Raw genomic sequence first — 22,929 nt, forward strand, 5'->3', positions numbered from 1 at the left:
ACAGCCGACCCGGAAGGAGTGTCGGCCGGTACACGGTCAGGACCGAATATCCTTCCGCCGTACCGCCTCAACGGACGATTCGATGACCCGACGCAATACCCCCCGGTCGATGTCATCAAGCCGCTTGAGGTAGAGGCAGCCCTTGCCGGTCTTGTGGGGGCCGAGCTGCTCCAGCAATTCACGGTGCCGCTCCACGCCGCTCATAAGGTAGACGGTCAGGTTCTGTTTGCGCAGACTGAAGCCGGTGACCATCCAGTCGCCTTCGCGCCCGCTGGCGTATCGGTAGCGGTAGGTGTCGAAGCCCACGATGCTCGTACCCCACATCCGCCCGGGCTCCCCGGTGATTTGCTCCATCATTTCCAGAAGTTCGTAGCCGTCGGCCTTCTTCCGGAGATCCGCGACGGTGTCCAGGAATGCGCGGGGCGACTGGGCGGTGGGTACGGTTTTGTTTTCGGCCATACTGGTGAAATTTTGCCGCGCGGGCGGCACGCCGCACGGCACGCGGTTCGGCGCTCTGCTAAATTTACGTACTTTTCGCCCCCGACCAAATCCACGTAATGACACATTGTATCAGGCCACTGCTTTTGCTGGCCTTCCTCCTCTCGGGCTTTGCCCTGAGCGCTCAGACGACTTATCCTTATAATGGTGTTTACGACGAACCCACCGGCTTCTACGCCTTCACCGGGGCCACCGTACACGTCAGCCCCGAACGCACCGTCGAGAACGCCACCCTGACCATCCGCAACGGTAAGGTTGAAAGCGTTACCGCCGGCGGTACCGTACCCCGCGGTGCGGTGGCGGTTGATCTGACCGGCAAGCACGTCTACCCCAGTTTCATCGAAGTATACGGAGACTACGGCATGCCGGAAATTGAAGGCGGCGGACGGCGCAGTCGCCGCGACGGCCCGCAGATGGAAAGCAACACCGAAGGCGCCTACGCCTGGAACCAGGCCATGCGCCCGGAGACGGACGCCGCCCGCCTGTTCACCATCGACGAGAAGAAAGCCAAGGCACTCCGCGAGGCGGGCTTCGGAACGGTATCCACCCACCACCACGACGGCATCAGCCGCGGATCGGCCGCAGTGGTCACCCTGGCCGAGGACAGCGACAACGAGGTGCTCCTCAAGCGGAACGCCGCCCACCACCTCTCTTTTGACAAGGGATCTTCCGGACAGGACTACCCCAACTCGCGTATGGGAACCATCGCGCTGTTGCGGCAGACCTACCTCGACGCCGACTGGTACGGCAAGAAGTCCCGCGAAGAGACCAACCTCAGCCTGGAAGCCTGGCAAAACCTGCAGTCGCTGCCCCAGATCTTCGCCGTAGACAGCTGGCAGGATGCCCTCCGCGCCGATAAGGTCGGCGACGAGTTCGGCAAGCAGTACATCATCCGCGGCAGCGGCGACGAGTACCAGCGCCTCGAACCCCTCAAGGCGTCGGGTGCCACCTTCATTCTGCCGCTCGACTTCCCTGAAACCTACGACGTCAGCGACCCGTTTGCTGCCGACCTGGTCTCCCTGGCCCAACTGCGGCACTGGGAACGGGCGCCGGGCAATGTGGCCGCCGTTGACAGCGCCGGTATCCCCTTCGTACTGACGGCCGACGGACTCGAAAAGCCGACCGACCTGCACGAAGCGATGCGCAAAGCCATCAAGGCCGGTGCCGCCCCCGACCGGGTGCTGGCAGCCCTGACCACCGGTCCGGCCCAACTGCTCGGAATTTCCGACCGCGTGGGTACCCTGGAAAAGGGCAAACTGGCCAACTTCATCGTCACGGACAAGGATCCCTTTACCGAGAAAGCAACCATTTACCAGAACTGGGTACAGGGCCGGGCCTTCGAACTGAAGGACCTGGATAACCTGGACCTGGCCGATGCCTACGATATCACCGTAGGGGCCGACCGCTTCGTGGGTGAGGTTTCCGGGGAGCCCGGCAGCCGCAAGATGAAGATCTCTCCGGCCGGCGATACCACTTCCACTGAAGTGAACTTCTCCGAGAGCGGCGGCGTGCTCACGCTCCGCTTCCGCCCCGGTAAGGAAGGCGGCTTCTACCGGATCAATGCTACGCCGCAGGGCGAGGGGTATACCGGCTCCGGCCGCGGCCCCGACGGGCGCCTGGTCACCTTCTCCGCTACCCCCCGGCCCGCATCCGACGGTACCCGGGAAGACGACAAAAAGAAAAAGGAGGAAAGCGAAGAGGACCGCAAGCCCTACGCCAGCCGCCTCACTTACCCGAACATCGCCTACGGACTGCCCGGTCACCCCACCACCCGGAAGGTGCTCTTCCGCAACGCCACGGTGTGGACCAACGAAGAGGACGGGATTCTGCAGGAAACGGACGTGCTCATCGAAAACGGCAAGATCAGCCGGGTAGGCAAGAGCCTCTCCGCCGCGGGCGCCGAAATTATTGACGCCACGGGCATGCACCTGACCAGCGGCATCATCGACGAGCACAGCCACATCGCCCTGCTCGACGTGAATGAGGGCACGCAGTCCAGCACCGCCGAAGTGCGCATGGCCGACGTGGTCGATGCCGTAGACGAAAACATTTACCGCCAACTGGCCGGTGGTGTGACCACCAGCCAACTGCTGCACGGCTCGGCCAACCCCATCGGTGGCCAGTCCGCCATCTTCAAACTGCGCTGGGGCGCTACTCCGGAAGAGATGATGTTCCAGGGCGCCGACCCCTTCATCAAATTCGCCCTCGGCGAGAACGTCAAGCAATCCAACTGGGGCGACGCCAACCGCATCCGCTATCCCCAGACCCGCATGGGCGTGGAGCAGATATTTGAGAACTACTTCAGCCGGGCTGCCGAATACGGGCGGGCCAAGCAGGCGGGTGAGGACGTGCGCCGCGACCTAGAGCTGGAGGCGCTGCTGGAAATCCTGAACGACGAGCGCTTCATCACCGCCCACAGCTACCAGCAGGGCGAGATCAATATGCTCATGGAACTGGCCGAGCGGCACGATTTCCGCGTCAACACCTTCACGCACATCCTGGAAGGCTATAAGGTAGCCGACAAGATGGCCGAACACGGCGCGGCGGGTTCCACCTTCTCCGATTGGTGGGCCTACAAATTCGAGGTCAACGAAGCCATCCCCTACAACGGCGCCCTGATGCACGAGCAGGGGGTACTGACCGGCTTCAACTCCGACGACGCCGAGATGGCCCGCCGCCTCAATCAGGAAGCTGCCAAGGCCGTCCTGTTCGGCGGCGTGAGCGAGGAAGAGGCCTGGAAATTCGTGACCCTCAACCCCGCCAAAATGCTGCACATCGACGACCGCGTCGGCAGCATCAAGGCCGGAAAGGACGCCGACCTCGTCCTGTGGAACGATCACCCGATGAGCATCTACGCCCGGGCCGAACGCACCTACATCGACGGTAAGGAATACTTCAACCGCACGGAAAACGAGAGCCGGCGCGAAGCCATGCTCCAGGAACGCAACGCACTGATCCAGGCCAGCCTGGACGACAAGAACAAAGGTGGTAAGACGCAGACGCCCCGCGGCAACAGCCGCCGCCTGCTGCACTGCAACAGCGAAAACCACTAAAAAATATCCGATGAAAATTTCAATCAAGTACCCACTGGCCCTGCTTCTCGGGCTGTTGCTTTGCACCGGCGTACGCGCCCAGAACCCCACCCCCGCCCCCCAGCAGCGTGAACCGCTGGCCGTGACCGGCGCCACCCTGCACGTCGGCGACGGCACCGTGATCGACAACGCTACCCTGCTGGTGGCCAACGGAAAGATCGAGGCCGTCGGCACCGGACTGTCCGTACCCAACGGCTACCGTACCGTCGATGCCACCGGCAAGCACGTTTACCCCGGCCTGATCGCCCTGAACAGTCAACTGGGCCTGACCGAAATCGGTGCCGTACGGGCCACCAATGACCAGCGCGAGGTAGGCACTTTCAACCCCAACGCGCGGGCCTTGATCGCCTTCAACACCGATTCCCAGGTCATCCCCACCGTGCGCAGCCGCGGCGTACTACTGGCCCAGGCCACCCCCGAGGGCAGCCTCGTGAGCGGACGCAGCAGTATCATGCAGCTCGACGGCTGGAACTTTGAGGACGCGGCCGTACTGGCCGACGACGGCATCCACGTCAACTGGCCGAACCGCAACAGCTACAACTGGCAAACGGGCGACCTGCGCCCCAATGAGCGCTACGACGAGCAGGTACGGGAACTGGAGACCTTCCTGCAGCAGGCAATCGGCTACTGCCAGAACCCTGGCGAGGGAACGGCTCGGCTGCTGAAGTTCGAGGCTTTCTGCGAGGCGGTGAACGGCAACAGCAACGTATACCTGCACGCCGACGAAGCGCGGGACATCCAGGCCGGTGTGCTGCTCTTCAAGAATATCGGTGCCAAGCCGGTGATCGTGGGCGGCTACCAGGCCTACCTCGTCACCGACTTCCTGAAGCGGCATGAAGTACCCGTGATCCTGAGCAGTACCCAGGCGCTTCCTGACTCCCAGGACGACGCCATCGACCAACCCTACCGCAACCCCGCCCTCCTGGCCGAGGCCGGTGTCGATTTCGCCATCAGCCACGAAGGCTACTGGCAACAGCGCAACCTGCCCTTCGTGGCCGGACAGGCGGTGGGCTTCGGACTCGACTACGAAAAGGCCGTGCAAGCCATGACCCTGGCCCCCGCCCGCATCGTGGGCATCGACCAGGACTACGGCAGCATCGCCACCGGAAAGTCGGCCACCTTCCTGATCGTCTCCGGCGACCTGCTCGACATGCGCAGCAGCGAAGTGGAGGAGGCATTCATCGATGGCCGCTCCATCAACCTCGACAACAAGCAAGCGGAACTGTACCGCAAGTTCAAGGAAAAGTACCGGCGGGAAACCCGCTAGGGCCTCGCAAGATGCAACCGACCGGCAGCCCGCCGACCCGTACGGGCGGCGGGCTGTCTGTTTTGGTCGATGCTCCGACCCCGTACATCCATTAGGCAGCTGCCGGGCGAAACCGCATGGCCCGGGTGACCTATTTTAGACGACCAAGCCAACAACCCCCTCCCCTATGATCCGCTGCCTTACCCTTATTTTTCTTTTGGTGGGGGTCATGGCGCAGGCGCAGGTACTCACCGGCCGGGTAACCGACGAAGCCACCGGAGAGCCCCTGCCCTACGCTTCGATCTACGTGCAACAGACGGGCACCGGCGCTACCACCAACGCCGAAGGGCGCTACGAGCTTCGCCTGCGGCCGGGCAACAACACCATCGTCTTTCAGTACCTGGGCTACCAGACCCGGGTGGAGCAGGTGGGAAGCGGACGCGGCAGCCTCGACGTACAGTTGCGGACCGAGGCCCTGGACCTCCAGGAGGTGCAGGTGCTGAGCGGCGGGGAAGACCTGAGCTACAGCGTGATTCGGCGGGCCATCGCGAAGGCCGACTACCACCGCAACCAAGTGGACCGCTTCACCGCCGACGTGTACCTGAAGGGGATCGGCAAGGTGGACAAGATCCCGGGCATCATTCGCAAGCTGGCCCCAAAAGAGGATCGCGCCGAGATCGACGAGGTGGTCGGTCGCAGCTTTACCAGTGAAACCGCCAGCCGGATCACCTACGAACGCCCCAATACCTACACCGAAGAGGTCTTGTCCCGCTACGTAGTCGGGGAAGAGGACTTTGAGGTGAGCGGGTACGTGTTTTCGAGCTTCTACGCGCCCGAGGTGGGCGGGATAGTCAGTCCGCTTTCCCCCAAAGCCTTTGCCTATTACAAATTTGAGCACGATGGGGTCTTCGCCGATCAGGGCGAGTTGATCAACAAGATCCGGGTCATTCCCCGCAGCCGGGGCGAGGGCGTTTTTGAAGGGGATGTGTACATCGTTCAGGACGACTGGTCGCTGCATAGCCTGGACCTGAGGACCTACCACACCGGATTTACCATCGACATTAAGATCAACTACAACGAGGTCGAGGACCACATCTGGCTGCCGATCACCACCGCCATCGCGGCTCAGGGTGGCCTGCTGGGGATAAAGCTCAGCGTCAGCTACATCGCCTCTACCAGCAACTACGAACTGACCCTCAATCCCGACCTGGGGGGCTACGTCGAAGTGATCGACGAAAAGACCCAGCCGGAGGCCGCCGCCGTCACCCGCCGCGAAAACCGGGTCAGCGGCTACGAAAACACCCTCGAGGAGGGCGGCGAGCTTACGCGCAAGGAACTCCGCACCCTGATGCGGCAGTACGAAAAGGAAGAGCGGGAAGAACAGGAAGCTCCAGAAGTGGTCAGCAACTACACCTTCAAGGACGACAGCGTCAAGACCATTCGCGACTCCGCCGCCTGGGAAGCCATTCGGCCCATCCCGCTGACGGCCGAGGAGATCGCCGGCTACCGGTACCAGGACAGCGTGGCCCGGGTAGCCAAACTGGACAGCATGGCCGCATCGCGCGGACAACCCACGTCCGGTAAGGACAAGAAGAAAAAACAATCGCTGCCGGCGCTGCTGCGATGGGACGTAGCCCCTGACGTGGTCTTCAATCCGGTAGAGGGCTACGGATTAGGCGTGCAATTGACGCGGGCCATCAACCGGACGGTGACCCAGGATACCTCCACCTACCAGGTGCGCCGGGGAAACCTCATGATTCGCTCCCGCTACGGCTTCGCCTGGAAAAGACTGAGCTGGGAGGCGGGCTACAGCAATTGGAACAACGAAAAGGCCAAGGGCCGGTATTCCCTGCGGGGCGGCCGGTACCTCAGCCAGTTCGATGCCTCCCCGGCCATCGACCCCCTCATCAACAGTTTTACCGCGCTGCTCTACGGCAACAATTACGCCAGGCTCTACGAGCGGGCCTACGGGCAACTGGACTACCGCAAGCGCTTCAGCGACGCCTTCCGCATCAGCGGGGGCATCCGGTACGAAGACCGCCGAGCGGTGTCCAACCAGACGAATCACCGCTGGGGGGGCGACGAGGAGTTCGTGTACGCCACCAATAATCCCTCCAATGAGGAGCGGGGCGAAATCACCGACGTAAGCAACGCCGCCATCGTGCGGGTCGGCGCGGCCTGGCGGCCCGGACTGAAGTACACCGTCCGCAACGGCAAGCGGAACCTGGTTGCCAATTCAGCACCTACCCTGGAGCTGCTGGTGGAAAGCGGATTCCCGTCGGTGGGGGACAGTAAGTCCGACTTCACCCGACTGGAGGGCAGTTACCGGCACCGTTTTCAGGCGGGGCCGCGGGGTGCCGTGAATTTACTCTTGCGTGCCGGGGCTTTCGTGGATAAGACCTACGTGGATTTCCCCGACTTCCGTCACTTCGCCACTTCGGAGATCCTGCTCACCCGCCTCGATCCCATCGGCAGCTACCGGCTGCTCCCCTACTACCGGAACAGCACCGCGGAGGAGTACGCGGAACTCTACGCGCATTATCAGTTCAGGAAGTTGCTGCTCACCCGCATCTGGCAACTCCACCTGATGGGATTGAAGGAAGACCTGTTCGTTAATTACCTACATACCCCGACCTCCGGGCACTACACCGAATTGGGCTACTCGCTCGACAACATCCTGCGGGTACTTCGGCTGGAGTTCGTCACCGCCTTCCGCGACGGGCGCTACGACGACTTCGGCGTGCGGTTGAGTATTACCACCACCTTCTTTGGTGAGGGCGGGGATGACAGGGATGCGGCCGAATTTTAGGATATCAACCACCCGCGGATAACCTTGCCGGTAATCCGAATGAAGCACCCGTCCTGTCTACCCTCGGCCCCTACACCGCCAGGAAATCCCGGATAATGCGCTCCCCCACCGCGGCAGATTTCTCCGGGTGGAACTGGGCGGCGTAAAAATTGTCGCGCCGCATCATGGCCGCGAAGTCCATGCCGCAGTATTTCGTGGTGGCCACGGTATCCGGGCCGGTCTCTACGTAATAGCTGTGGACGTAGTAGCAGTGCTGTCCGTCGATCTCCGGCGAGAGCCACTCCCCCTTGCCATTTAGCCGGATCTCGTTCCAGCCCATGTGGGGCACCTTTTCGCCGGGGCCCGGCCGAAATTGCCGCACCCGCTCGGGGAAAATGCCGAGGCACTCCACATCGCCCTCCTCGCTGTGACTGCACAGCAACTGCATGCCCACGCACACTCCGAAGACGGGTTGGGTGAGGGAGCGGATCAGGTCGGCCAGGCCGCTTTCGTTCAGGTGGGCCATGGTAGAGGCCGCGTGGCCCACGCCGGGAAAGATCACCTTGTCGGCGGCACGGATCCGGCCGTGGTCGGCCGTCAGCTCGTGCTCCACGCCGATGCGCTCTAGTGCGTAGAGGACCGAGCGGATGTTGCCGGCGTTATAATTGATGACTGCTACCATACACGTATTAGCTAAAGGGGGCAAAGATACGGCAGGACGCGGCCGCGCCTTCAACGGCGGGCCAAGGCCACCTGGTGACGGGCCGCTACACGCGTGGTAAGGCGGTTCGGAACCGCCTTACGGCCAGGGCCTACTTGGCGAGTACCCCCAGTTCCTTACCTACCTCCACGAAGGCTTGGACGGCCCGATCGAGGTGCTCCCGCTCGTGGGCGGCGGAGAGCTGTACACGGATCCGTGCCTTGCCCTTCGGGACTACTGGGTAGAAGAACCCGATGACGTAAATGCCTTTTTCCAACAGGCGGGCGGCGTATTGCTGGGCCAGTGGAGCCTCGTACAGCATGACCGGTACAATAGGGTGGTCGCCGGGGATGATATCAAAGCCCGCTTCGGTCATGGCCTGGCGGAAGTACTTCGTGTTCTCCGTCAGTTTGTCCCTCAACTCGGTGGAGGCGCTGAGCATGTCGAGCGCGCGGATGGAGGCGCCCACGATGGCCGGGGCCAGGGTGTTGGAGAAGAGGTAGGGGCGGGAGTGTTGCCGTAGCAGGTCTACAATCTCCTGGCGTGCCGCGGTAAATCCGCCCGAGGCGCCGCCCAGGGCCTTTCCGTAGGTACCGGTGATGATATCCACCCGGTCCATGACGCCGCGGTACTCGTGTACGCCGCGGCCGGTTTTGCCGATGAATCCGGTAGAGTGGCATTCATCGATCATGACCAGGGCCTCGTACTTGTCGGCTAGGTCACAGATCTTGTCCAGCTGGGCAATGGTACCGTCCATCGAGAAGGAGCCGTCGGTAACGATGAGTTTCCGGCGACTTCCCTCGGCGGCTTTCAGTTGTTCTTCCAGGGATTCCATATCGTTGTGATCGTAGCGGAAGCGTTTCGCTTTGCACAGGCGAATCCCGTCGATGATGGAAGCGTGGTTTAAGGCGTCAGAGATGACGGCATCTTCGGCGGTCAGCAAGGGCTCGAACAGGCCCCCGTTGGCGTCGAAGGCCGCCGCGTAGAGAATACTGTCTTCCATGCCGAGGAAGTCGGCCGTCTTACGCTCCAGTTCCTTATGAATGTCCTGGGTACCGCAGATGAAGCGCACGGAAGACATCCCGAAGCCGTGGCTGTCGAGGGTTTCGTGGGAAGCCTTCAGGAGCTCGGGGTGGGAAGAGAGGCCCAGGTAATTGTTGGCGCAGAAATTCAGTACATCGGGGTTCTCCTCGGTGTCAATCTCCGCCCCCTGGGGCGTGGTGATGACGCGCTCCTCCTTGTACAGGCCGGCGGATTTGATATCGGCAATTTGTTCCTGGAGGGATTCTTTCAGATTATACATGTGGGGTAGTTTGTGACATTCATCGTTGAATGTGGAGGATACGAAAACTTGCGCTAAGGGGCTGGGTTCAGTGGCGAAAGTGGAAAGGAGGTTGCGGAGACTGGGCTTCAGTCCTTCACTTCGGAATTCGCCTCGGCCCGCTGCAGCAGGTTGTCCAGCATCGTAGCGCAGATGCGGTCCAGGTCGTAAGCGGGTTTCCATCCCCAATCGTTCCGGGCCGGGCCGTCGTCGATGCGGTCGGGCCAGTCGGCGGCGATGTTCTGGCGGAAATCAGGGGCGTACCGCACTTCAAAGTCGGGCAAAATTTTCTGGATCGCCTCCGCCACGTCGGCCGGCGAGAAACTGCAGCCGCTCAGGTTGTAACTGGTACGGACCTTGATCGATGCCGTCGGGGCCTCCATCAGTTCCAGGGTGGCCCGGATGGCGTCGTCCATATAGATCATGGGTAGGGTGGTGTCCGACTGCAGAAAGCAGGAATACGGCTGCCCCGCCGCGGCGGAATGGAATATCTCCACCGCGTAATCCGTAGTACCTCCGCCGGGGGCGGATTGGTGGCCGATGATGCCCGGGTAGCGGAGCGAGCGCACGTCCAGCCCGTAGCGCTCGAAGTAGTACTGCGCCCAGTTTTCCCCCGCCGCCTTGCTTATGCCGTATACCGTGGTCGGGTTGAGTACGCTGTGGTTTGGGGTGCACGACAGGTCGGCATGGTGGCCGAAAACAGCAATGGAACTGGGGTAAAATACCCGCTCGACACCCTCAGTGCGGGAAACTTCCAACACATTGAGCAGGGAATCCATATTGACCCGCCAGGTATGCAGGGGGTTTAGCTCTCCGTTGGCGGACAGGATGGCGCCGAGGTGGTAGATCTGGGTGACGCCCTCCCCGCGGACCAGCTGCCGCAGACTCTCTTCGTCGGTAGCATCAAGCAGGGAGAAACGGCCAGTGGCACCGGCGAGGGGCGGCCGGATGTCGGTAGCAATTACGTTATCGTGGCCGTAGCGCTCACGTAAAACCGGAACAAGTACGGTCCCCAGTTGGCCATTGGCACCGGTAATCAACACGGTTGGTAGCATAGAATCAGGTAGTTCCGAAACGGAAATTTTCGCTAAAGGTAGCGATGCACCGTAATTTCGACCCTAATAAAGCCTCCAGGAAGGAAATTTATGGGTATAGTCGCCAAAAACCGCTTTTTTTAGTGCGCAACCGTCGTGATTCACCTCTCAACCATAAAGTAAATGGCAGGATCCCCTCCCGATACCAAATACCACACCGCCGCCGACCTTGACGCAACGGATCTGGCCATCCTGCGCATCCTGCAAACGGACGCGAAGAAAACGGCCAAAGAAATCGCGGCCGGACTCAACCTCACCCCCAGCCCGATCTACGAGCGAATCAAGCGGCTGGAGGAAAGGGGCTTCATCAAGCAGTACGTGGCCATCCTCGACAAGTCCCGCTTCGATTACCCCGTCACCTCCTTCTGCCAGGTCAGCATGCGCTACCACGACAAGGAGTTCATCGAAAAATTTGAGGAACAAATCCAGGCCCTCGAGGAGGTACAGGAGTGCTACCATATGGGCGGGGAGGTAGACTTCATCCTCAAGATCAATTGCCGGAGCCTCGAAGACTACCACGAGTTCATCAAGTTCAAACTCTCCAAGATCGAGAACATCGGGGTGCTCACCTCCTCTTTCGTGCTGAAGGAAATCACTAACAGCGTTGCCCTGCCTATATAAGTGCGGGCGCGACCGCGGGTGCCGGGGTTAACCGGGTAAGGCTGGGTTCCGGGGAAGGCGGAGCTGACGTACGCACGCTTGGCGAACGCATCTTACTTCGCTGCCTGAGGTAACTTGGTGCTAGCGGCCGAGGTGTACTAGCAGGACGCTTACGTCGGCCGGACTAACCCCGCTGATGCGGCTGGCTTGACCGATAGTGACGGGCTTGAGTTGGTTCAGTTTCTGGCGGGCTTCCTTGGACAGGGCGGTGAGTTGCTCGTAGTCGAAGGCCTTGCCGAGTTTGATACCTTCAAGGCGACTCATCTTCTCTACGGCCTGTCGTTCGCGCTCGATGTAGCCCTCGTACTTGAGGGTGACCTCGGCGAGATTGACGGTTTCGGCGTCGTAGGGCGCGAGGAATTCGCGCAGGGCGGGTACCGCTCCGGCCAGTCCTTCCAGGCTTACGCCGGGGCGGGCCAGGATGGAATCGAGTTTCACGCCCTGTTTGAGGGGGGCGGTGCCTACTTCTTCCAGGTACCCGTTGATCTGCTCCGGGGTGATGCTGTGCTGACGCAATTCACCGGAGATCGCGGCTACGCCGTCCACCTTGTTTTGCACCCGCGCTTGCCGCCCTTCCATATTACCGACGCCGAGGGCGGCGGCCATGGGGGTGAGGCGGAGGTCGGCGTCGTCTTGCCGCAGCAGGATGCGGTACTCGGCCCGGCTGGTGAACATGCGGTAGGGCTCCTCGGTGCCTTTATTGATGAGGTCGTCGATGAGGACGCCGATGTAGGCGTCGCTGCGCTTCAGGATGAAGGGGTCGCGCTCCTGGACGGCGAGGGCGGCGTTCATGCCGGCGATGAGGCCCTGGCAGCCGGCTTCCTCGTAACCCGTAGTACCGTTGATCTGGCCGGCAAAGAAGAGGCCGGGTACCAGCCGCGTCTCCAGCGTGGGACCGAGTTGGGTGGGGGGGAAGAAGTCGTACTCGATGGCGTAGCCGGGACGGAACATCTTCATATTTTCGAAGCCGCGCACCTTGCGCAGGGCCTTGTACTGTACGTCCTCGGGCAGGCTGGAGCTGAAGCCGTTGACGTAGATCTCGCAGGTGTTGCGGCCCTCGGGCTCGACGAACAACTGGTGCTGGTCGCGGCCGGCAAAGCGGTCGATCTTGTCTTCGATGCTGGGGCAGTAGCGGGGCCCGAGGCCGCGGATGCGCCCGTTGAACATGGGGCTGCGGTCGAAGCCCTCGCGGAGGGTCTCGTGGACTTCCGGGCTGGTGTAGGTGACGTGACAGGGCAGTTGATCTACCAGGGGGGGAGTGTCGGTATAGCTGAAGCGGCCCGGGTTCTCGTCGCCTTCCTGGACGGTCATGACGCTGTAGTCGAGGGTGCGGCCGTCGAGGCGGGCGGGGGTGCCGGTCTTCATGCGGCCGGCCTCAAAGCCCAGTTCTTGTAGTTGCTCGGTAAGTCCCTTGGCGGAACGTTCACCGGCGCGGCCACCGCCGAACTGCTTTTCGCCGATGTGGATGGTGCCGTTCAGGAAGGTGCCGTTAGTGAGGACTACGGAGCGGGCGGGGATCTCCATGCCCAATCCGGTGTAGACGCCGCGGGCCCGGCCGTCCTTGACCAGGATGCCGGTGACCATCTCCTGCCAGAAGTCAATATTGGGGTGTGCCTCCAGCTTTTCGCGCCAATTGAGGGCAAAAGCCATGCGGTCGCTCTGCGCGCGGGGGCTCCACATGGCGGGGCCTTTGCTGCGGTTCAGCAGGCGGAACTGCACCATGGTCTCGTCGGTAACGATGCCGGAGTATCCGCCCAGCGCGTCGATCTCGCGGACGATCTGTCCCTTACCCACGCCGCCCATCGCGGGATTGCAACTCATCTGGGCGATGGTCTGCATATTCATGGTGGCCAGCATTACCTTGGCGCCGAGGTTGGCGGCAGCGACCGCGGCTTCGCAGCCGGCGTGACCGGCACCGACCACAATTACGTCGTAGGTTGGAAACATAGGATTCTCTTTGGGGGTGTCCAGGAAACGCCCTGCGAATCGGCAAAGTTACGGAGTGCCAGAGGGTTGTACCACATTTAGGTAAGGATAAACGTGCCGGCGAGCCGTGCTAAATGGATTCAATCTAAATAAGCCCGTCAACTTAACAACTAAAATGCATGGGTGGCCTAGATGTTGGCGATGTCGTAACTTTGCGGCCATTCATAAAGGCAGGCAGTGATTGCCGGCTTTTTCTACCGTCGGTCGCCTCCGGTGACCGAGTCATTTGTACAACCGCACGCTTCCGCGTATGAAAATCCTAAAGAGACCGGCCGGCTTGATTCTCCTCCTGCTGGCCGCGCTTTCGTTCCAGTCGCAGGACGGAGTGGCTGGCAGCAACCTGCTGTTTTACGGCCTTGCTGCCCTGGCCCTGATCATCTTCTTCTACATCGTTGTCAGCGTGGCCGATAACTTCATGGTTATCGAGTCCAAGCAGATCGGCGTAAAGGATACCGGTTCCATGGGATTGTTTCCCTCTTTCCGGGAGATCTTCCGCCCCAAGAAACCGGAGTACCTGGAGAAGGCCCACGTGTACACCCTCACCAAGGGATACGATATCCCGATGGCGGGTGAGCCCCGGGAAGAGATCCGCGAACCCAAGGTTACGCGCTTCGCCCTCACGCCACCCGATTTCTTCGGCCTTATGCCCATCCCCAAGATGCTGGTCGAGGAAGGAGACACGGTGAAGGCCGGCGATCCGATTTTCTTCGACAAGAAACTTAACCGCATCAAGTTTGCCACGCCCGTAAGCGGGGAGGTCATCGCCATCAATCGGGGCCTCAAACGGTCGATCGCCGAAGTGGTCATCCTGGCCGATAACGAGCAGCAAAGCCGCGATTACACTCTGCCGGCCGCTACCGCATCGCGGGAGGAGCTGGTGGAATTTCTGCTGGAAAGCGGTGCCTGGCCGGCCATCCGGCAGCGCCCCTACAACGTGGTGGCCGATCCCGACGTCGTGCCCCGCGACATCTTCATCTCCACCTTCGATACCTCACCCCTGGGTCCGGACCTGAAACTGACCGTTCGGGGACGCATGGATGTATTCCAGGCCGGTATCGATGTAGTGCGCCGCCTCACCAACGGTCTGGTTTATCTCGGGCTCGACGGACGCGGGGAAGACCCCTCGCCCTTTGAGGCGATCAACGGCGCCGAGAAGCGCTACTTCCGCGGTGCCCACCCGGCGGGGAACGTCGGTGTACAGATCCACCACATCCATCCCTGCGGGGCGGGTGAAAACACCGTATGGACGCTCGGCGTGGAAGAGGTACTCCTCATCGGTGAGCTGTTCAAGAACGGCCGTTACGACACCACGCGCCTGGTGGCCCTGACGGGTAGTTCCTTCAGCGATCCTTGCTACGTAAAGACCTACGCCGGAGCCAACATCGCTGAACTCCTTTCCGGTGCCGGTGAGGATATCGCGGAGAACGCCCGCGTCATCAGTGGCGACGTGCTTTCGGGTACGCAGAAGAGCACCGACGGTTTCGTAGGCTTCTTCGACAATCAGATCACTGCCATTCCGGAAGGCAACGAAGCCGAGATGTTTGGCTGGTTACTGCCTTTGAAGCCACGCGCCTCCATCTCCCCCACCATCCCGGTCCTGAGCGACGACATCGAGATCACGACCAACACCCACGGTGAGAAGCGGGCTTTCGTCGTAAACAACGACTACGAGCAGGTAATGCCGATGGATATCTACCTGACCCAACTCATGAAATCGATCCTCGTCAACGACCTGGAAAGCATGGAAGGACTGGGCATTTACGAACTGGTGCCGGAAGACGTGGCGCTGGCGGAATTCGCCTGCGTCTCGAAGCAACCCCTGCAGCAGATATTGCGTCAGGGTCACGACACCATGATTGAGCAAGGATAACTATAGAAATTGCCGGGCTGTTAGCATTCGCTAGTCCGCACACATAAAGCTTCCCATGAAAGCACTTCACGATTTTGTCACCAAGTTCGAGCCGGATCACAGCAAGTCGCCCTTCCTGGCAACGACCTACGACGCTTTCTACACCTTCCTTTTCCAGCCGCCGACCGTAACCAAGGGAGGCGTGCACGTGCGGGACGGCATGGACCTCAAGCGGCTCATGGTATGGGTGGTGCTGGCGCTGCAACTGCTCTACGTCTTTGGTACCTGGAACATCGGTCACCAGCACTTCCTGGCACTCGGCAAGTACTCCGGATTGCTGGAGGGCTTCCACCTGAAAGTGGTGTACGGCCTGATCCAGATCATTCCGATCTTCGTGGTCACCCACATTGTCGGCCTCGGCATCGAGTTTCTCTACGCCGCCAAGAAGGGCCATTCGGTCGAGGAAGGATTCCTCGTTTCCGGAGCCCTTATTCCCTTGATCATGCCGCCGGACATCCCCCTGTGGATTCTGGCCGTCTCCGTTGCCTTTGCCGTAATTTTGGGTAAGGAAGCCTTCGGAGGTACGGGTATGAACATCTGGAACATTGCCCTGCTTTCGCGGGTGTTCATCTTCTTCGCTTACCCGACCACCATTTCCGGTGACGAAGTGTGGGTTAGCGGCATCGAAAAAGTAGACGTGGGACTGTACGCCAGTGAGGCCTACAACTGGGCCCACCACGTGTTCGACTGGATCTTCGCCGGCTTTGGCTGGTCGACCTTCGGTCAGGGTGGTGAACTCGTAGCCGACGGCTGGACCGGCGCCACCCCCCTCGGCATTGCCGCCAAGGAAGGTTGGGAGGGCGTTGAGGCCGTCTACGACCAGAGCAGTATTTTCTGGGGCACCATCCCCGGATCCATCGGTGAATCGAGCGTACCCCTCATCCTGATCGGTATGGCCTTCATCATGTTTGCCCGCGTGGCCGACTACCGGATTATCGTAGGTGGCCTCATCGGTTTCATGGTCGGTGGCCTGATGCTCAACGCCATCGCTCCCGCCGAGCTTACCCCGGACACCCCGGGTATATTCAAGTTCATGGCCATCCACCCCCTGCGGCAGATGATCATGGGCAGCTTCCTGTTCGCGATCACCTTCATGGCGACCGACCCCGTCAGCAGCGCCGATACCCCCACCGGAAAGTGGATATACGGATTCCTGATCGCCTTCATCGGCCTCATCATCCGGGTACTCAACCCGGCTTACCCCGAAGGCTGGATGCTTTCCATCTTGCTGCTGAACACCTTCGCTCCCCTGATCGACCACTACGTCTACCAGGCCAATATCAAGCGCCGCGCCAAGCGGACCGCCGCCATGGCCAAAACCCGCGATGAGCTGATCACTAAGCGGAATGAGGATGTGGAGATCTTCACGCCCCAGAACGCCGAAGGCTACCGACCCGTCGGAAACGTTGGCAACTACTAATCTAAACTCCACTCAATTATGAGTACGAAATACATCTACACCTTCGGCGTCATCATGACCGTGGTCGTGGCCCTTACGCTGGCCGGATTCCGGACGGTGACGGCCGAGTCCGCCGCGCGCAACGAGGACATCTTCAACAAGCGCGAGATTCTGGCTACCGTAGCCGAACCCCTGGCCGAAGCGGGGTCGCCGATCAGTACCCTGACCGACGAGGAGGTACTCGAGATCTTCAACGAGCAGGTAGAGCAGATCGTCGTTAACTCCTCTGGAGAGGCGGTGGCCGACGTTGAATTCAGCGCCATCGACCTGGCCAAGGAATACAAGAAACCCGAGGAACAGCGGCTCTACCCCATCAATATTTTCAACATCGACGGCGATCGCTATTACGTGTTCAGCGTAAGGGGAAACGGACTCTGGGACGCCATCTGGGGCAACATTGCCCTGGCTTCCGACCTGAATACCGTGACGGGAGCCAGCTTCGACCACGCCGGTGAAACCCCTGGCCTCGGTGCCGAGATCAAGGACAATGCCGGCTGGAAGTCCCAGTTCAAGGGCAAGAAGATCTACAACGGCGACGAATTCGTGAGCATCCTCGTGCGTAAGGGCGGTGCTATCGATCAGGAGCATGAGGTTGACGGCCTCAGCGGAGCCACCGTTACCGCTGATGGCGTGACCAAGATGCTGTACAACGGCCTGAAGGCCTACCAGCCCTTTATTGAAGAGCAGCGTGCGGAAGCGAATGCTACCAGCATGAACCTAAAGTAAATCCTACCATGGCAGAATCTACTGAACTCAAAACCGGCGTCGTAGCTGACCCCAAGAAGCCGGCCGGGGAGAAAGACCCCTTATTCGGTAAGAAGGAGAAGATCCTGATCACCGACCCCCTGCTGGACAATAACCCCATCACCATCCAGGTGCTCGGCGTGTGCTCGGCCCTGGCCGTGACCTCCCTGGTCTACCCCTCGCTGGTAATGGCCGTCGCGGTGGTTTTCGTAACCGCCTTCTCCAGTTTGGCTACCTCCCTGATGCGCAACATCATCCCGAAGGCAGTACGTCTGATCGTTCAGCTGGTCATCATCGCCACGCTGGTAACTCTGGTGAACGAAGCCCTTAAGGTGCTTGCTTTCCCCGTTTACAAGCAGCTGTCGGTGTACATCGGCCTGATCATCACCAACTGTATCGTGATGGGACGCCTGGAGGCTTTTGCCATGGCCAACAAGCCCTGGCGCGCCTTCCTCGACGGAGTGGGCAACGGCCTGGGTTACGGACTTATCCTGGTGGCCGTGGGCGTGGTACGCGAACTCTTCGGCAAGGGTAGTCTCTTTGCCGGATCGCCGATCGCCATGAACATCATCGGCCCCAGCGGCGACACCACCCAGTACTGGATCAACACCGCCGCGGACAGCGGGCTGGGAAGCTTCTTCGGCTGGTACGCCAACAACAACCTCATGGTACTGCCGGCGGCTGCCATGTTCGTGATTGCCGTCTTCATCTGGATCCAGCGGAGCTACAACTCCAAGCTGGTCGACGTTTCCTAGACGGGGGATATTCCCGCCATCCTCCCCCCTCTTCCACACTTTAAATTCCTCACCCCATGGGCGAATTTCTGAATATCTTCATCAAGTCGGCCTTCATCGAGAATATGGTCCTGGCCTACTTCCTCGGGATGTGTTCCTTCCTGGCCGTCTCGAAGACCCTCTCCACGGCTACCGGTCTCGGCATGGCCGTCATCTTTGTACTCGGCATTACGATGCCCATCAACTGGCTCATTAACGAGTACATCCTCATTCCCGCCGAATTGGAGTTCCTGCGCTTCATCCTCTTCATTGCCGTAATTGCTTCTACCGTACAGCTGGTAGAAATGGTGGTGGAGAAGTTCAGCCCCGGCCTCTATGCGGCCCTCGGTATCTTCCTTCCGCTGATCACGGTGAACTGCGCCATCCTGGGCGGCAGCCTCTTCATGGTAAGCCGGGAGTACAACCTGAGCGAGTCGATCGCATTCGGACTGGGCGGCGGCTTCGGCTGGTTCCTGGCCATCATTGCCCTGGCGGCTATCCGGGAGCGCATCCGCTATAGCAACGTGCCCCCCGCTATGCGCGGACTGGGCATGGCCTTCCTGATCACTGGCCTGATGGGCATTGCCTTCCTGAGTCTTACCGGTATCGACCCTGCCGTCTTTGCCGGCTGGAGCGGTAATGTCGCCGAATAGTTTTACCCAGAACTGATGAACCGTCGGCCCGCGGGCTGGCTTACCTATAAAATACGGTCTCATGATAACCATAGGATTAGCGGTAGTAGTTTTCACCATCATCGTGCTGGCCCTCATCACGATGTTGCTGGTGGCCCGCCGCCGCCTCGTCCCCCAGGGAGAGGTCAGTATTATCGTAAACGGTGATAGAGACAACCCCCTCCGGGTACAGCCCGGCAATACCCTGCTGACGGCCCTCTCCGACAAAAGCGTCTTCCTCCCCTCTGCCTGCGGCGGTGGCGGAACCTGCGCCATGTGCGAATGCCACATCACCAAGGGCGGCGGCGACGTGTTGCCCACCGAACTCAACCACCTTACCCGCCGCGAAGTAGCCGAAAACAAGCGCCTCGCCTGTCAGGTAAAGGTGCGCCAGGATATGGAAATCCAGATCCCGGAAGAGATCTTCGGCATCAAGAAGTGGGAATGTACTGTTGACCGGAACTACAACGTGGCCACCTTCATCAAGGAATTCGTGGTGCGGCTGCCGGAAGGAGAAACCCTCGATTTCGAATCGGGCGGTTACATCCAGGTTGACGTACCCAAGTGTGAAGTGCACTTCAAGGACTTTGACATTACCCCCCACCCGGTCTTCCACAAGGGAGCCCCGGCCGACAAGTTCAAGCCTGACTGGGACAAGTTCGGCATGTGGGATTTCGTCATGAAAAACGACGAAGAGCAGTTCCGCGCCTACTCCATGGCCAACCACCCGGCGGAGGGCGACATCATCATGCTCAACATCCGTATCGCGCCCCCGCCCTTCGACCGGCAGAAGAACGCCTACATGGACGTGAACCCCGGCGTGTGCTCCAGCTACGTCTTCAACCAGAAGCCCGGCGACAAGGTGACCATCTCCGGTCCCTACGGTGAATTCTTCATCAAGCCGACGGAAAAGGAAATGGTATACATCGGCGGTGGTGCCGGTATGGCCCCCCTGCGGAGCCACCTCTTCCACCTATTCCATACCCTCAAAACCGACCGTAAGGTCAGCTACTGGTACGGCGGCCGCTCCAAGGCCGAGCTCTTCTACACCGAGGAGTTCCGCGCCATCGAGGAGGATTTCCCCAACTTCAAGTACCACATCGCCCTCAGCGACGCCCTGCCCGAAGACAACTGGGACGGTATGACCGGATTCATCCACCAGGCCGTGCTCGACAACTACCTCAAGGATCACCCCGAACCCGAAGAGATCGAATACTACCTCTGTGGTCCGCCCCTGATGCTTCAGGCCGTCCAGAACATGCTGGACGAACTCGGCGTACCCGAGGAGAACATCGCCTTCGACGACTTCGGCAGCTAGTACAAAGCTGCCTCCGGCAGCGCCAGTAAAATGCTGCCTCCGGCAGCGCTGACGACAGCCCGCCAAGATCTTTCTTGGCGGGCTGTCGTGATTCAGGTCAGGAAGTGGGGGCAATGGTTTTCCAACCGCGTTGGAACCCTGCACTTCAGGTAGCGCCGCGTTTTAAGCTGGCCTGGGCATCACCCTGCGGCTTCACCGGGGACACGCTTTGTGGTTTCGGGCTGGTGGGCTGTTGGGGCTTGCTTTGGTCGCTTCGTTAATTCAAACGGTACCCTTCCGCCGCTGCCTGAGGCAGCGTTGTACTTGCGCTGCCATGAGGCAGCATCCTACTTAGCCAACCCCAAATGCTTCACGCTATAGTAAAAGATGGCCCCATAACCCAGTGCCAGCAGCGCGTGAAAAACAATGAAAGTGGTATTCTGAATGTAAAGGCCACCGGCAACCGCAAACAGGAAATACAGGGAGAGCACGCCTTCCCCCACGGTGACCCAGTTGAACTGGCCGGAAAGGTATTTGCGGGCCTGTAGCTTGTCGCGCACGGAACTGATGTTGAACTTGGGTGTGCGGACAAACGGGCTCTTCTTGCCGCGGTAGCCCTGCAGCACGGCTACGGAGTTATGCAGGGAAAGACCCATACTCAACGCCAGGAACAGCGGAAAGAGAAAGAGAAATTTCAGGGCCGCCTTGCCGTATCCCGCTTCCTTATTGGCGACGCTCTGTACGTTGGCGGCGTAGTACACCCCAATTACCGAGAGCAGACCGACCAAAAAGACCACGAAGAAGTTCTTGTTGAACCCCACATCGGCCAGTTCGCCGAGCAGGAAGAGCAGCGGTACGCTGAAAACGCCGCACAGAAAAACGAAAAGGAAGATGGAGCTCGCCAACAGGTGGGCTGAGGCGTGCACCTTGTGTCGGAATGGCAGGCCACTCGACCACACGGCGGGGAGCATCTTGCGGGCCGTTTCGGCACCTCCTTTCATCCAGCGGTGCTGTTGACTCTTGAAGCTGTTCATTTCCACGGGCAGTTCGGCCGGGCTGCCCACGTTTTCCAGGTAGCGGATCCGGTACCCCGCCAGTTGGCTTCGGATGCTCAGGTCGAGGTCTTCGGTGAGGGTGTCGGGTTGCCAGCCGCCGCCGGCTTCGATGGCTTCCCGCCGCCATACGCCGGCCGTTCCGTTGAACTGCAGCAGGTGCCCGCCCTTCATGCGGCCCACCTGTTCCACGGTAAAGTGTACGTTGAGTTGCAGGGCCTGCAGGCGGGTGATCAGGCTATAGTCCTGGTTCAGGTGCTCCCAGCGGGTCTGCACCACGCCCACCCGCTTGTCGGCAAAGTGCGGAATGGTGCGGCAGAGGAAATCGGGCTGGGGCACGAAGTCGGCATCGAAGATCGCCAAAAATTCCCCCTTCGCCTCCGACATGGCATCGCGCAGGGCACCGGCCTTGAACCCCTGTCGGCGGGGTCGGATGATTTGCCGGATCCGGTAGCCGCGGGCCCGATAGGCCCTGACCTTTTCGGCCACCAGTTCGACGGTTTCGTCGGTACTGTCGTCGAGAATGTGGATCTCGTACCGGTCACGGGGGTAGTCAAAGGCGGCCACGGCATCGATAAGTCGACCGATCACGTAGTATTCGTTGTAGATCGGCAGCTGAACGGTCACGAAGGGGTAATGGGGCGGCGCCGGCGCGGGTGCCAGGGCAACATCCGAACCGCAATGGGCGCCGGCAGCGGAGGTGCCGGCATAGGAAGAGGCGGTCGCCAGCCGTGGCGCGGCCTTGCGTCCGTTGGCCAACTGAGCGAAGGATACCGGACGGTCGGTGGGGTCCTCCCCGTGCTTGTAGTGGTATAGCAGGTTGAACTGCAGCAGGCAGTACACCGTGATGTAGAGCAGACTGATCGTATAGATACCCAGAACCACAAAGGCAAGCACGGTCATGATCAGATGAGTTTAAAGATGGTCCAGAGTATCTTATGTCCGGCCAGGAAAGTCCCCCGCACCGTGCCCGATATCTTGGACGTGCCGATGCGGCGGCGGTAGCGAACGGGCACTTCAGTGCACTTCAGGCCGGCTTTCGCCGCGCGCACCTGCATTTCCACCGTCCATCCGAAGTCGGGATCCTGCATGCCCAACGCCCGCAGGGCCGGGTAGCGGATAGCACGGAAGGGACCCAGGTCCGTAAACTCATAACCGTAAAACAGGCGAATAAGATTCGTAGCCAGCCAGTTACCGAAGATCTGGGGGAAGGTCATGCTGCCGGATTCCACCTGGCCGCGGGCGCGCGAGCCGATGACGAGATCGTAGCCTTCGTCCATGATCGGGGCGATCAATTCGGTGAGGTCCTCGGGGTAATCGCTGTGGTCACCGTCAAGAAAAACCACGATATCCGGCTGCTCGGCCGGGGGGCGTGCGGCAATGTGGCGCATCCCGCGCAGACAGGCGGAGCCGTAGCCCGCCCGCGGTTCGCTGACGACCGTTGCACCCGCGGCCGCGCCCACCGCTGCGGTACGGTCGCGGCTGTTGTTGTCGCATACGATGACCTCCCGCAAGAGGTGATGGGGGAGTTCCGCTACCACCAATCCAATGCTGGCCTCCTCATTATAGGCGGGGATAATAACGTCGATAACGGGGGCTGGCGCGGGCAAATTCACTATTTCCGCAAAGATACGACCCC

The 22,929-nt window shown here is 60.5% G+C and carries 17 protein-coding genes; 10 read left to right on the forward strand and 7 right to left on the reverse strand.

Going from position 1 to position 22,929, the window contains the following annotated elements; genetic code table 11:
* Window positions 1-36: 36 nt before the first annotated feature.
* Window positions 37-459 (reverse strand): DUF1801 domain-containing protein, encoded by a 423-nt coding sequence (locus E4021_RS14100; protein ID WP_136460016.1) that lies wholly within the window; start codon window positions 457-459, stop codon window positions 37-39.
* Window positions 460-557: 98 nt separating this feature from the next.
* Here E4021_RS14100 and E4021_RS14105 point away from each other — a divergent pair, with 98 nt between their 5' ends.
* From E4021_RS14105 to E4021_RS14115, 3 genes are all read left to right on the forward strand, one after another.
* On the forward strand, window positions 558-3,551 hold the full coding sequence (locus E4021_RS14105) for an amidohydrolase family protein (protein WP_136460017.1): 2,994 nt from the start codon (window positions 558-560) through the stop codon (window positions 3,549-3,551).
* A 10-nt stretch (window positions 3,552-3,561) separates the two neighbouring features.
* On the forward strand, window positions 3,562-4,857 hold the full coding sequence (locus E4021_RS14110) for an amidohydrolase family protein (protein WP_136460018.1): 1,296 nt from the start codon (window positions 3,562-3,564) through the stop codon (window positions 4,855-4,857).
* Window positions 4,858-5,023: 166 nt separating this feature from the next.
* On the forward strand, window positions 5,024-7,645 hold the full coding sequence (locus E4021_RS14115) for a DUF5686 and carboxypeptidase regulatory-like domain-containing protein (RefSeq protein WP_136460019.1): 2,622 nt from the start codon (window positions 5,024-5,026) through the stop codon (window positions 7,643-7,645).
* 70 nt (window positions 7,646-7,715) lie between these two features.
* On the opposite strand, the gene hisH is transcribed toward E4021_RS14115, so the two are convergent.
* The 3 genes from hisH to E4021_RS14130 all read right to left on the reverse strand — a co-directional run bounded on the left by hisH (window position 7,716) and on the right by E4021_RS14130 (window position 10,700).
* Complete coding sequence (gene hisH / locus E4021_RS14120; protein WP_136460020.1) at window positions 7,716-8,306, reverse strand: imidazole glycerol phosphate synthase subunit HisH; 591 nt, start codon at window positions 8,304-8,306, stop codon at window positions 7,716-7,718.
* 130 nt (window positions 8,307-8,436) lie between these two features.
* Window positions 8,437-9,627, reverse strand: coding sequence for a glycine C-acetyltransferase (gene kbl / locus E4021_RS14125; protein ID WP_136460021.1), 1,191 nt, complete (start codon window positions 9,625-9,627; stop codon window positions 8,437-8,439).
* A gap of 107 nt (window positions 9,628-9,734) precedes the next feature.
* Window positions 9,735-10,700 carry an NAD-dependent epimerase/dehydratase family protein gene (locus tag E4021_RS14130; RefSeq protein WP_136460022.1) on the reverse strand — a complete coding sequence of 322 codons (966 nt, stop codon included), beginning with the start codon at window positions 10,698-10,700 and terminating at the stop codon, window positions 9,735-9,737.
* Between the two features lie 162 nt (window positions 10,701-10,862).
* Here E4021_RS14130 and E4021_RS14135 point away from each other — a divergent pair, with 162 nt between their 5' ends.
* Window positions 10,863-11,360, forward strand: a complete 498-nt coding sequence (locus tag E4021_RS14135; protein WP_136460023.1) for an Lrp/AsnC family transcriptional regulator — start codon at window positions 10,863-10,865, stop codon at window positions 11,358-11,360.
* Between the two features lie 120 nt (window positions 11,361-11,480).
* On the opposite strand, the gene mnmG is transcribed toward E4021_RS14135, so the two are convergent.
* The gene (mnmG, locus tag E4021_RS14140; RefSeq protein WP_136460024.1) at window positions 11,481-13,346 is read right to left on the reverse strand and encodes a tRNA uridine-5-carboxymethylaminomethyl(34) synthesis enzyme MnmG; all 1,866 of its coding nucleotides are present in this window, start codon (window positions 13,344-13,346) and stop codon (window positions 11,481-11,483) included.
* Between the two features lie 289 nt (window positions 13,347-13,635).
* Between mnmG and E4021_RS14145 the strand changes: the two genes are divergently transcribed.
* From E4021_RS14145 to nqrF, 6 genes are all read left to right on the forward strand, one after another.
* Window positions 13,636-15,255: a Na(+)-translocating NADH-quinone reductase subunit A gene (locus tag E4021_RS14145; protein ID WP_136460025.1), complete on the forward strand. Its 1,620-nt coding sequence runs from the start codon at window positions 13,636-13,638 to the stop codon at window positions 15,253-15,255.
* Between the two features lie 55 nt (window positions 15,256-15,310).
* A complete protein-coding gene (locus tag E4021_RS14150) occupies window positions 15,311-16,714 on the forward strand; it encodes an NADH:ubiquinone reductase (Na(+)-transporting) subunit B (protein ID WP_136460026.1) in 1,404 nt (467 codons plus the stop codon).
* An 18-nt stretch (window positions 16,715-16,732) separates the two neighbouring features.
* Complete coding sequence (locus E4021_RS14155; RefSeq protein ID WP_136460027.1) at window positions 16,733-17,479, forward strand: FMN-binding protein; 747 nt, start codon at window positions 16,733-16,735, stop codon at window positions 17,477-17,479.
* A gap of 8 nt (window positions 17,480-17,487) precedes the next feature.
* On the forward strand, window positions 17,488-18,252 hold the full coding sequence (locus E4021_RS14160) for an NADH:ubiquinone reductase (Na(+)-transporting) subunit D (protein ID WP_136460028.1): 765 nt from the start codon (window positions 17,488-17,490) through the stop codon (window positions 18,250-18,252).
* Window positions 18,253-18,308: 56 nt separating this feature from the next.
* Window positions 18,309-18,923: an NADH:ubiquinone reductase (Na(+)-transporting) subunit E gene (gene nqrE, locus E4021_RS14165; RefSeq protein ID WP_136460029.1), complete on the forward strand. Its 615-nt coding sequence runs from the start codon at window positions 18,309-18,311 to the stop codon at window positions 18,921-18,923.
* A 61-nt stretch (window positions 18,924-18,984) separates the two neighbouring features.
* Window positions 18,985-20,259, forward strand: coding sequence for an NADH:ubiquinone reductase (Na(+)-transporting) subunit F (gene nqrF / locus E4021_RS14170; RefSeq protein ID WP_136460030.1), 1,275 nt, complete (start codon window positions 18,985-18,987; stop codon window positions 20,257-20,259).
* Window positions 20,260-20,585: 326 nt separating this feature from the next.
* Here the strand turns inward: nqrF and E4021_RS14175 are convergent, their stop codons facing one another.
* Window positions 20,586-22,193, reverse strand: a complete 1,608-nt coding sequence (locus E4021_RS14175) for a glycosyltransferase (protein WP_136460031.1) — start codon at window positions 22,191-22,193, stop codon at window positions 20,586-20,588.
* A 2-nt stretch (window positions 22,194-22,195) separates the two neighbouring features.
* The gene (locus E4021_RS14180; RefSeq protein ID WP_136460032.1) at window positions 22,196-22,900 is read right to left on the reverse strand and encodes a glycosyltransferase family 2 protein; all 705 of its coding nucleotides are present in this window, start codon (window positions 22,898-22,900) and stop codon (window positions 22,196-22,198) included.
* Window positions 22,901-22,929: the final 29 nt, after the last annotated feature.

Origin of the sequence: Neolewinella litorea (assembly GCF_004803465.1) — a bacterium.
Lineage (GTDB): Bacteria > Bacteroidota > Bacteroidia > Chitinophagales > Saprospiraceae > Neolewinella > Neolewinella litorea.

Bases quoted from the DNA above. Each gene is read 5' to 3' on its own strand.
- E4021_RS14100 (WP_136460016.1), bottom strand. From the start codon at position 459: ATGGCCGAAAACAAAACCGTACCCACCGCCCAGTCGCCCCGCGCATTC.
- E4021_RS14105 (WP_136460017.1), top strand. From the start codon at position 558: ATGACACATTGTATCAGGCCACTGCTTTTGCTGGCCTTCCTCCTCTCG.
- E4021_RS14110 (WP_136460018.1), top strand. From the start codon at position 3,562: ATGAAAATTTCAATCAAGTACCCACTGGCCCTGCTTCTCGGGCTGTTG.
- E4021_RS14115 (WP_136460019.1), top strand. From the start codon at position 5,024: ATGATCCGCTGCCTTACCCTTATTTTTCTTTTGGTGGGGGTCATGGCG.
- hisH (WP_136460020.1), bottom strand. From the start codon at position 8,306: ATGGTAGCAGTCATCAATTATAACGCCGGCAACATCCGCTCGGTCCTC.
- kbl (WP_136460021.1), bottom strand. From the start codon at position 9,627: ATGTATAATCTGAAAGAATCCCTCCAGGAACAAATTGCCGATATCAAA.
- E4021_RS14130 (WP_136460022.1), bottom strand. From the start codon at position 10,700: ATGCTACCAACCGTGTTGATTACCGGTGCCAATGGCCAACTGGGGACC.
- E4021_RS14135 (WP_136460023.1), top strand. From the start codon at position 10,863: ATGGCAGGATCCCCTCCCGATACCAAATACCACACCGCCGCCGACCTT.
- mnmG (WP_136460024.1), bottom strand. From the start codon at position 13,346: ATGTTTCCAACCTACGACGTAATTGTGGTCGGTGCCGGTCACGCCGGC.
- E4021_RS14145 (WP_136460025.1), top strand. From the start codon at position 13,636: ATGAAAATCCTAAAGAGACCGGCCGGCTTGATTCTCCTCCTGCTGGCC.
- E4021_RS14150 (WP_136460026.1), top strand. From the start codon at position 15,311: ATGAAAGCACTTCACGATTTTGTCACCAAGTTCGAGCCGGATCACAGC.
- E4021_RS14155 (WP_136460027.1), top strand. From the start codon at position 16,733: ATGAGTACGAAATACATCTACACCTTCGGCGTCATCATGACCGTGGTC.
- E4021_RS14160 (WP_136460028.1), top strand. From the start codon at position 17,488: ATGGCAGAATCTACTGAACTCAAAACCGGCGTCGTAGCTGACCCCAAG.
- nqrE (WP_136460029.1), top strand. From the start codon at position 18,309: ATGGGCGAATTTCTGAATATCTTCATCAAGTCGGCCTTCATCGAGAAT.
- nqrF (WP_136460030.1), top strand. From the start codon at position 18,985: ATGATAACCATAGGATTAGCGGTAGTAGTTTTCACCATCATCGTGCTG.
- E4021_RS14175 (WP_136460031.1), bottom strand. From the start codon at position 22,193: ATGACCGTGCTTGCCTTTGTGGTTCTGGGTATCTATACGATCAGTCTG.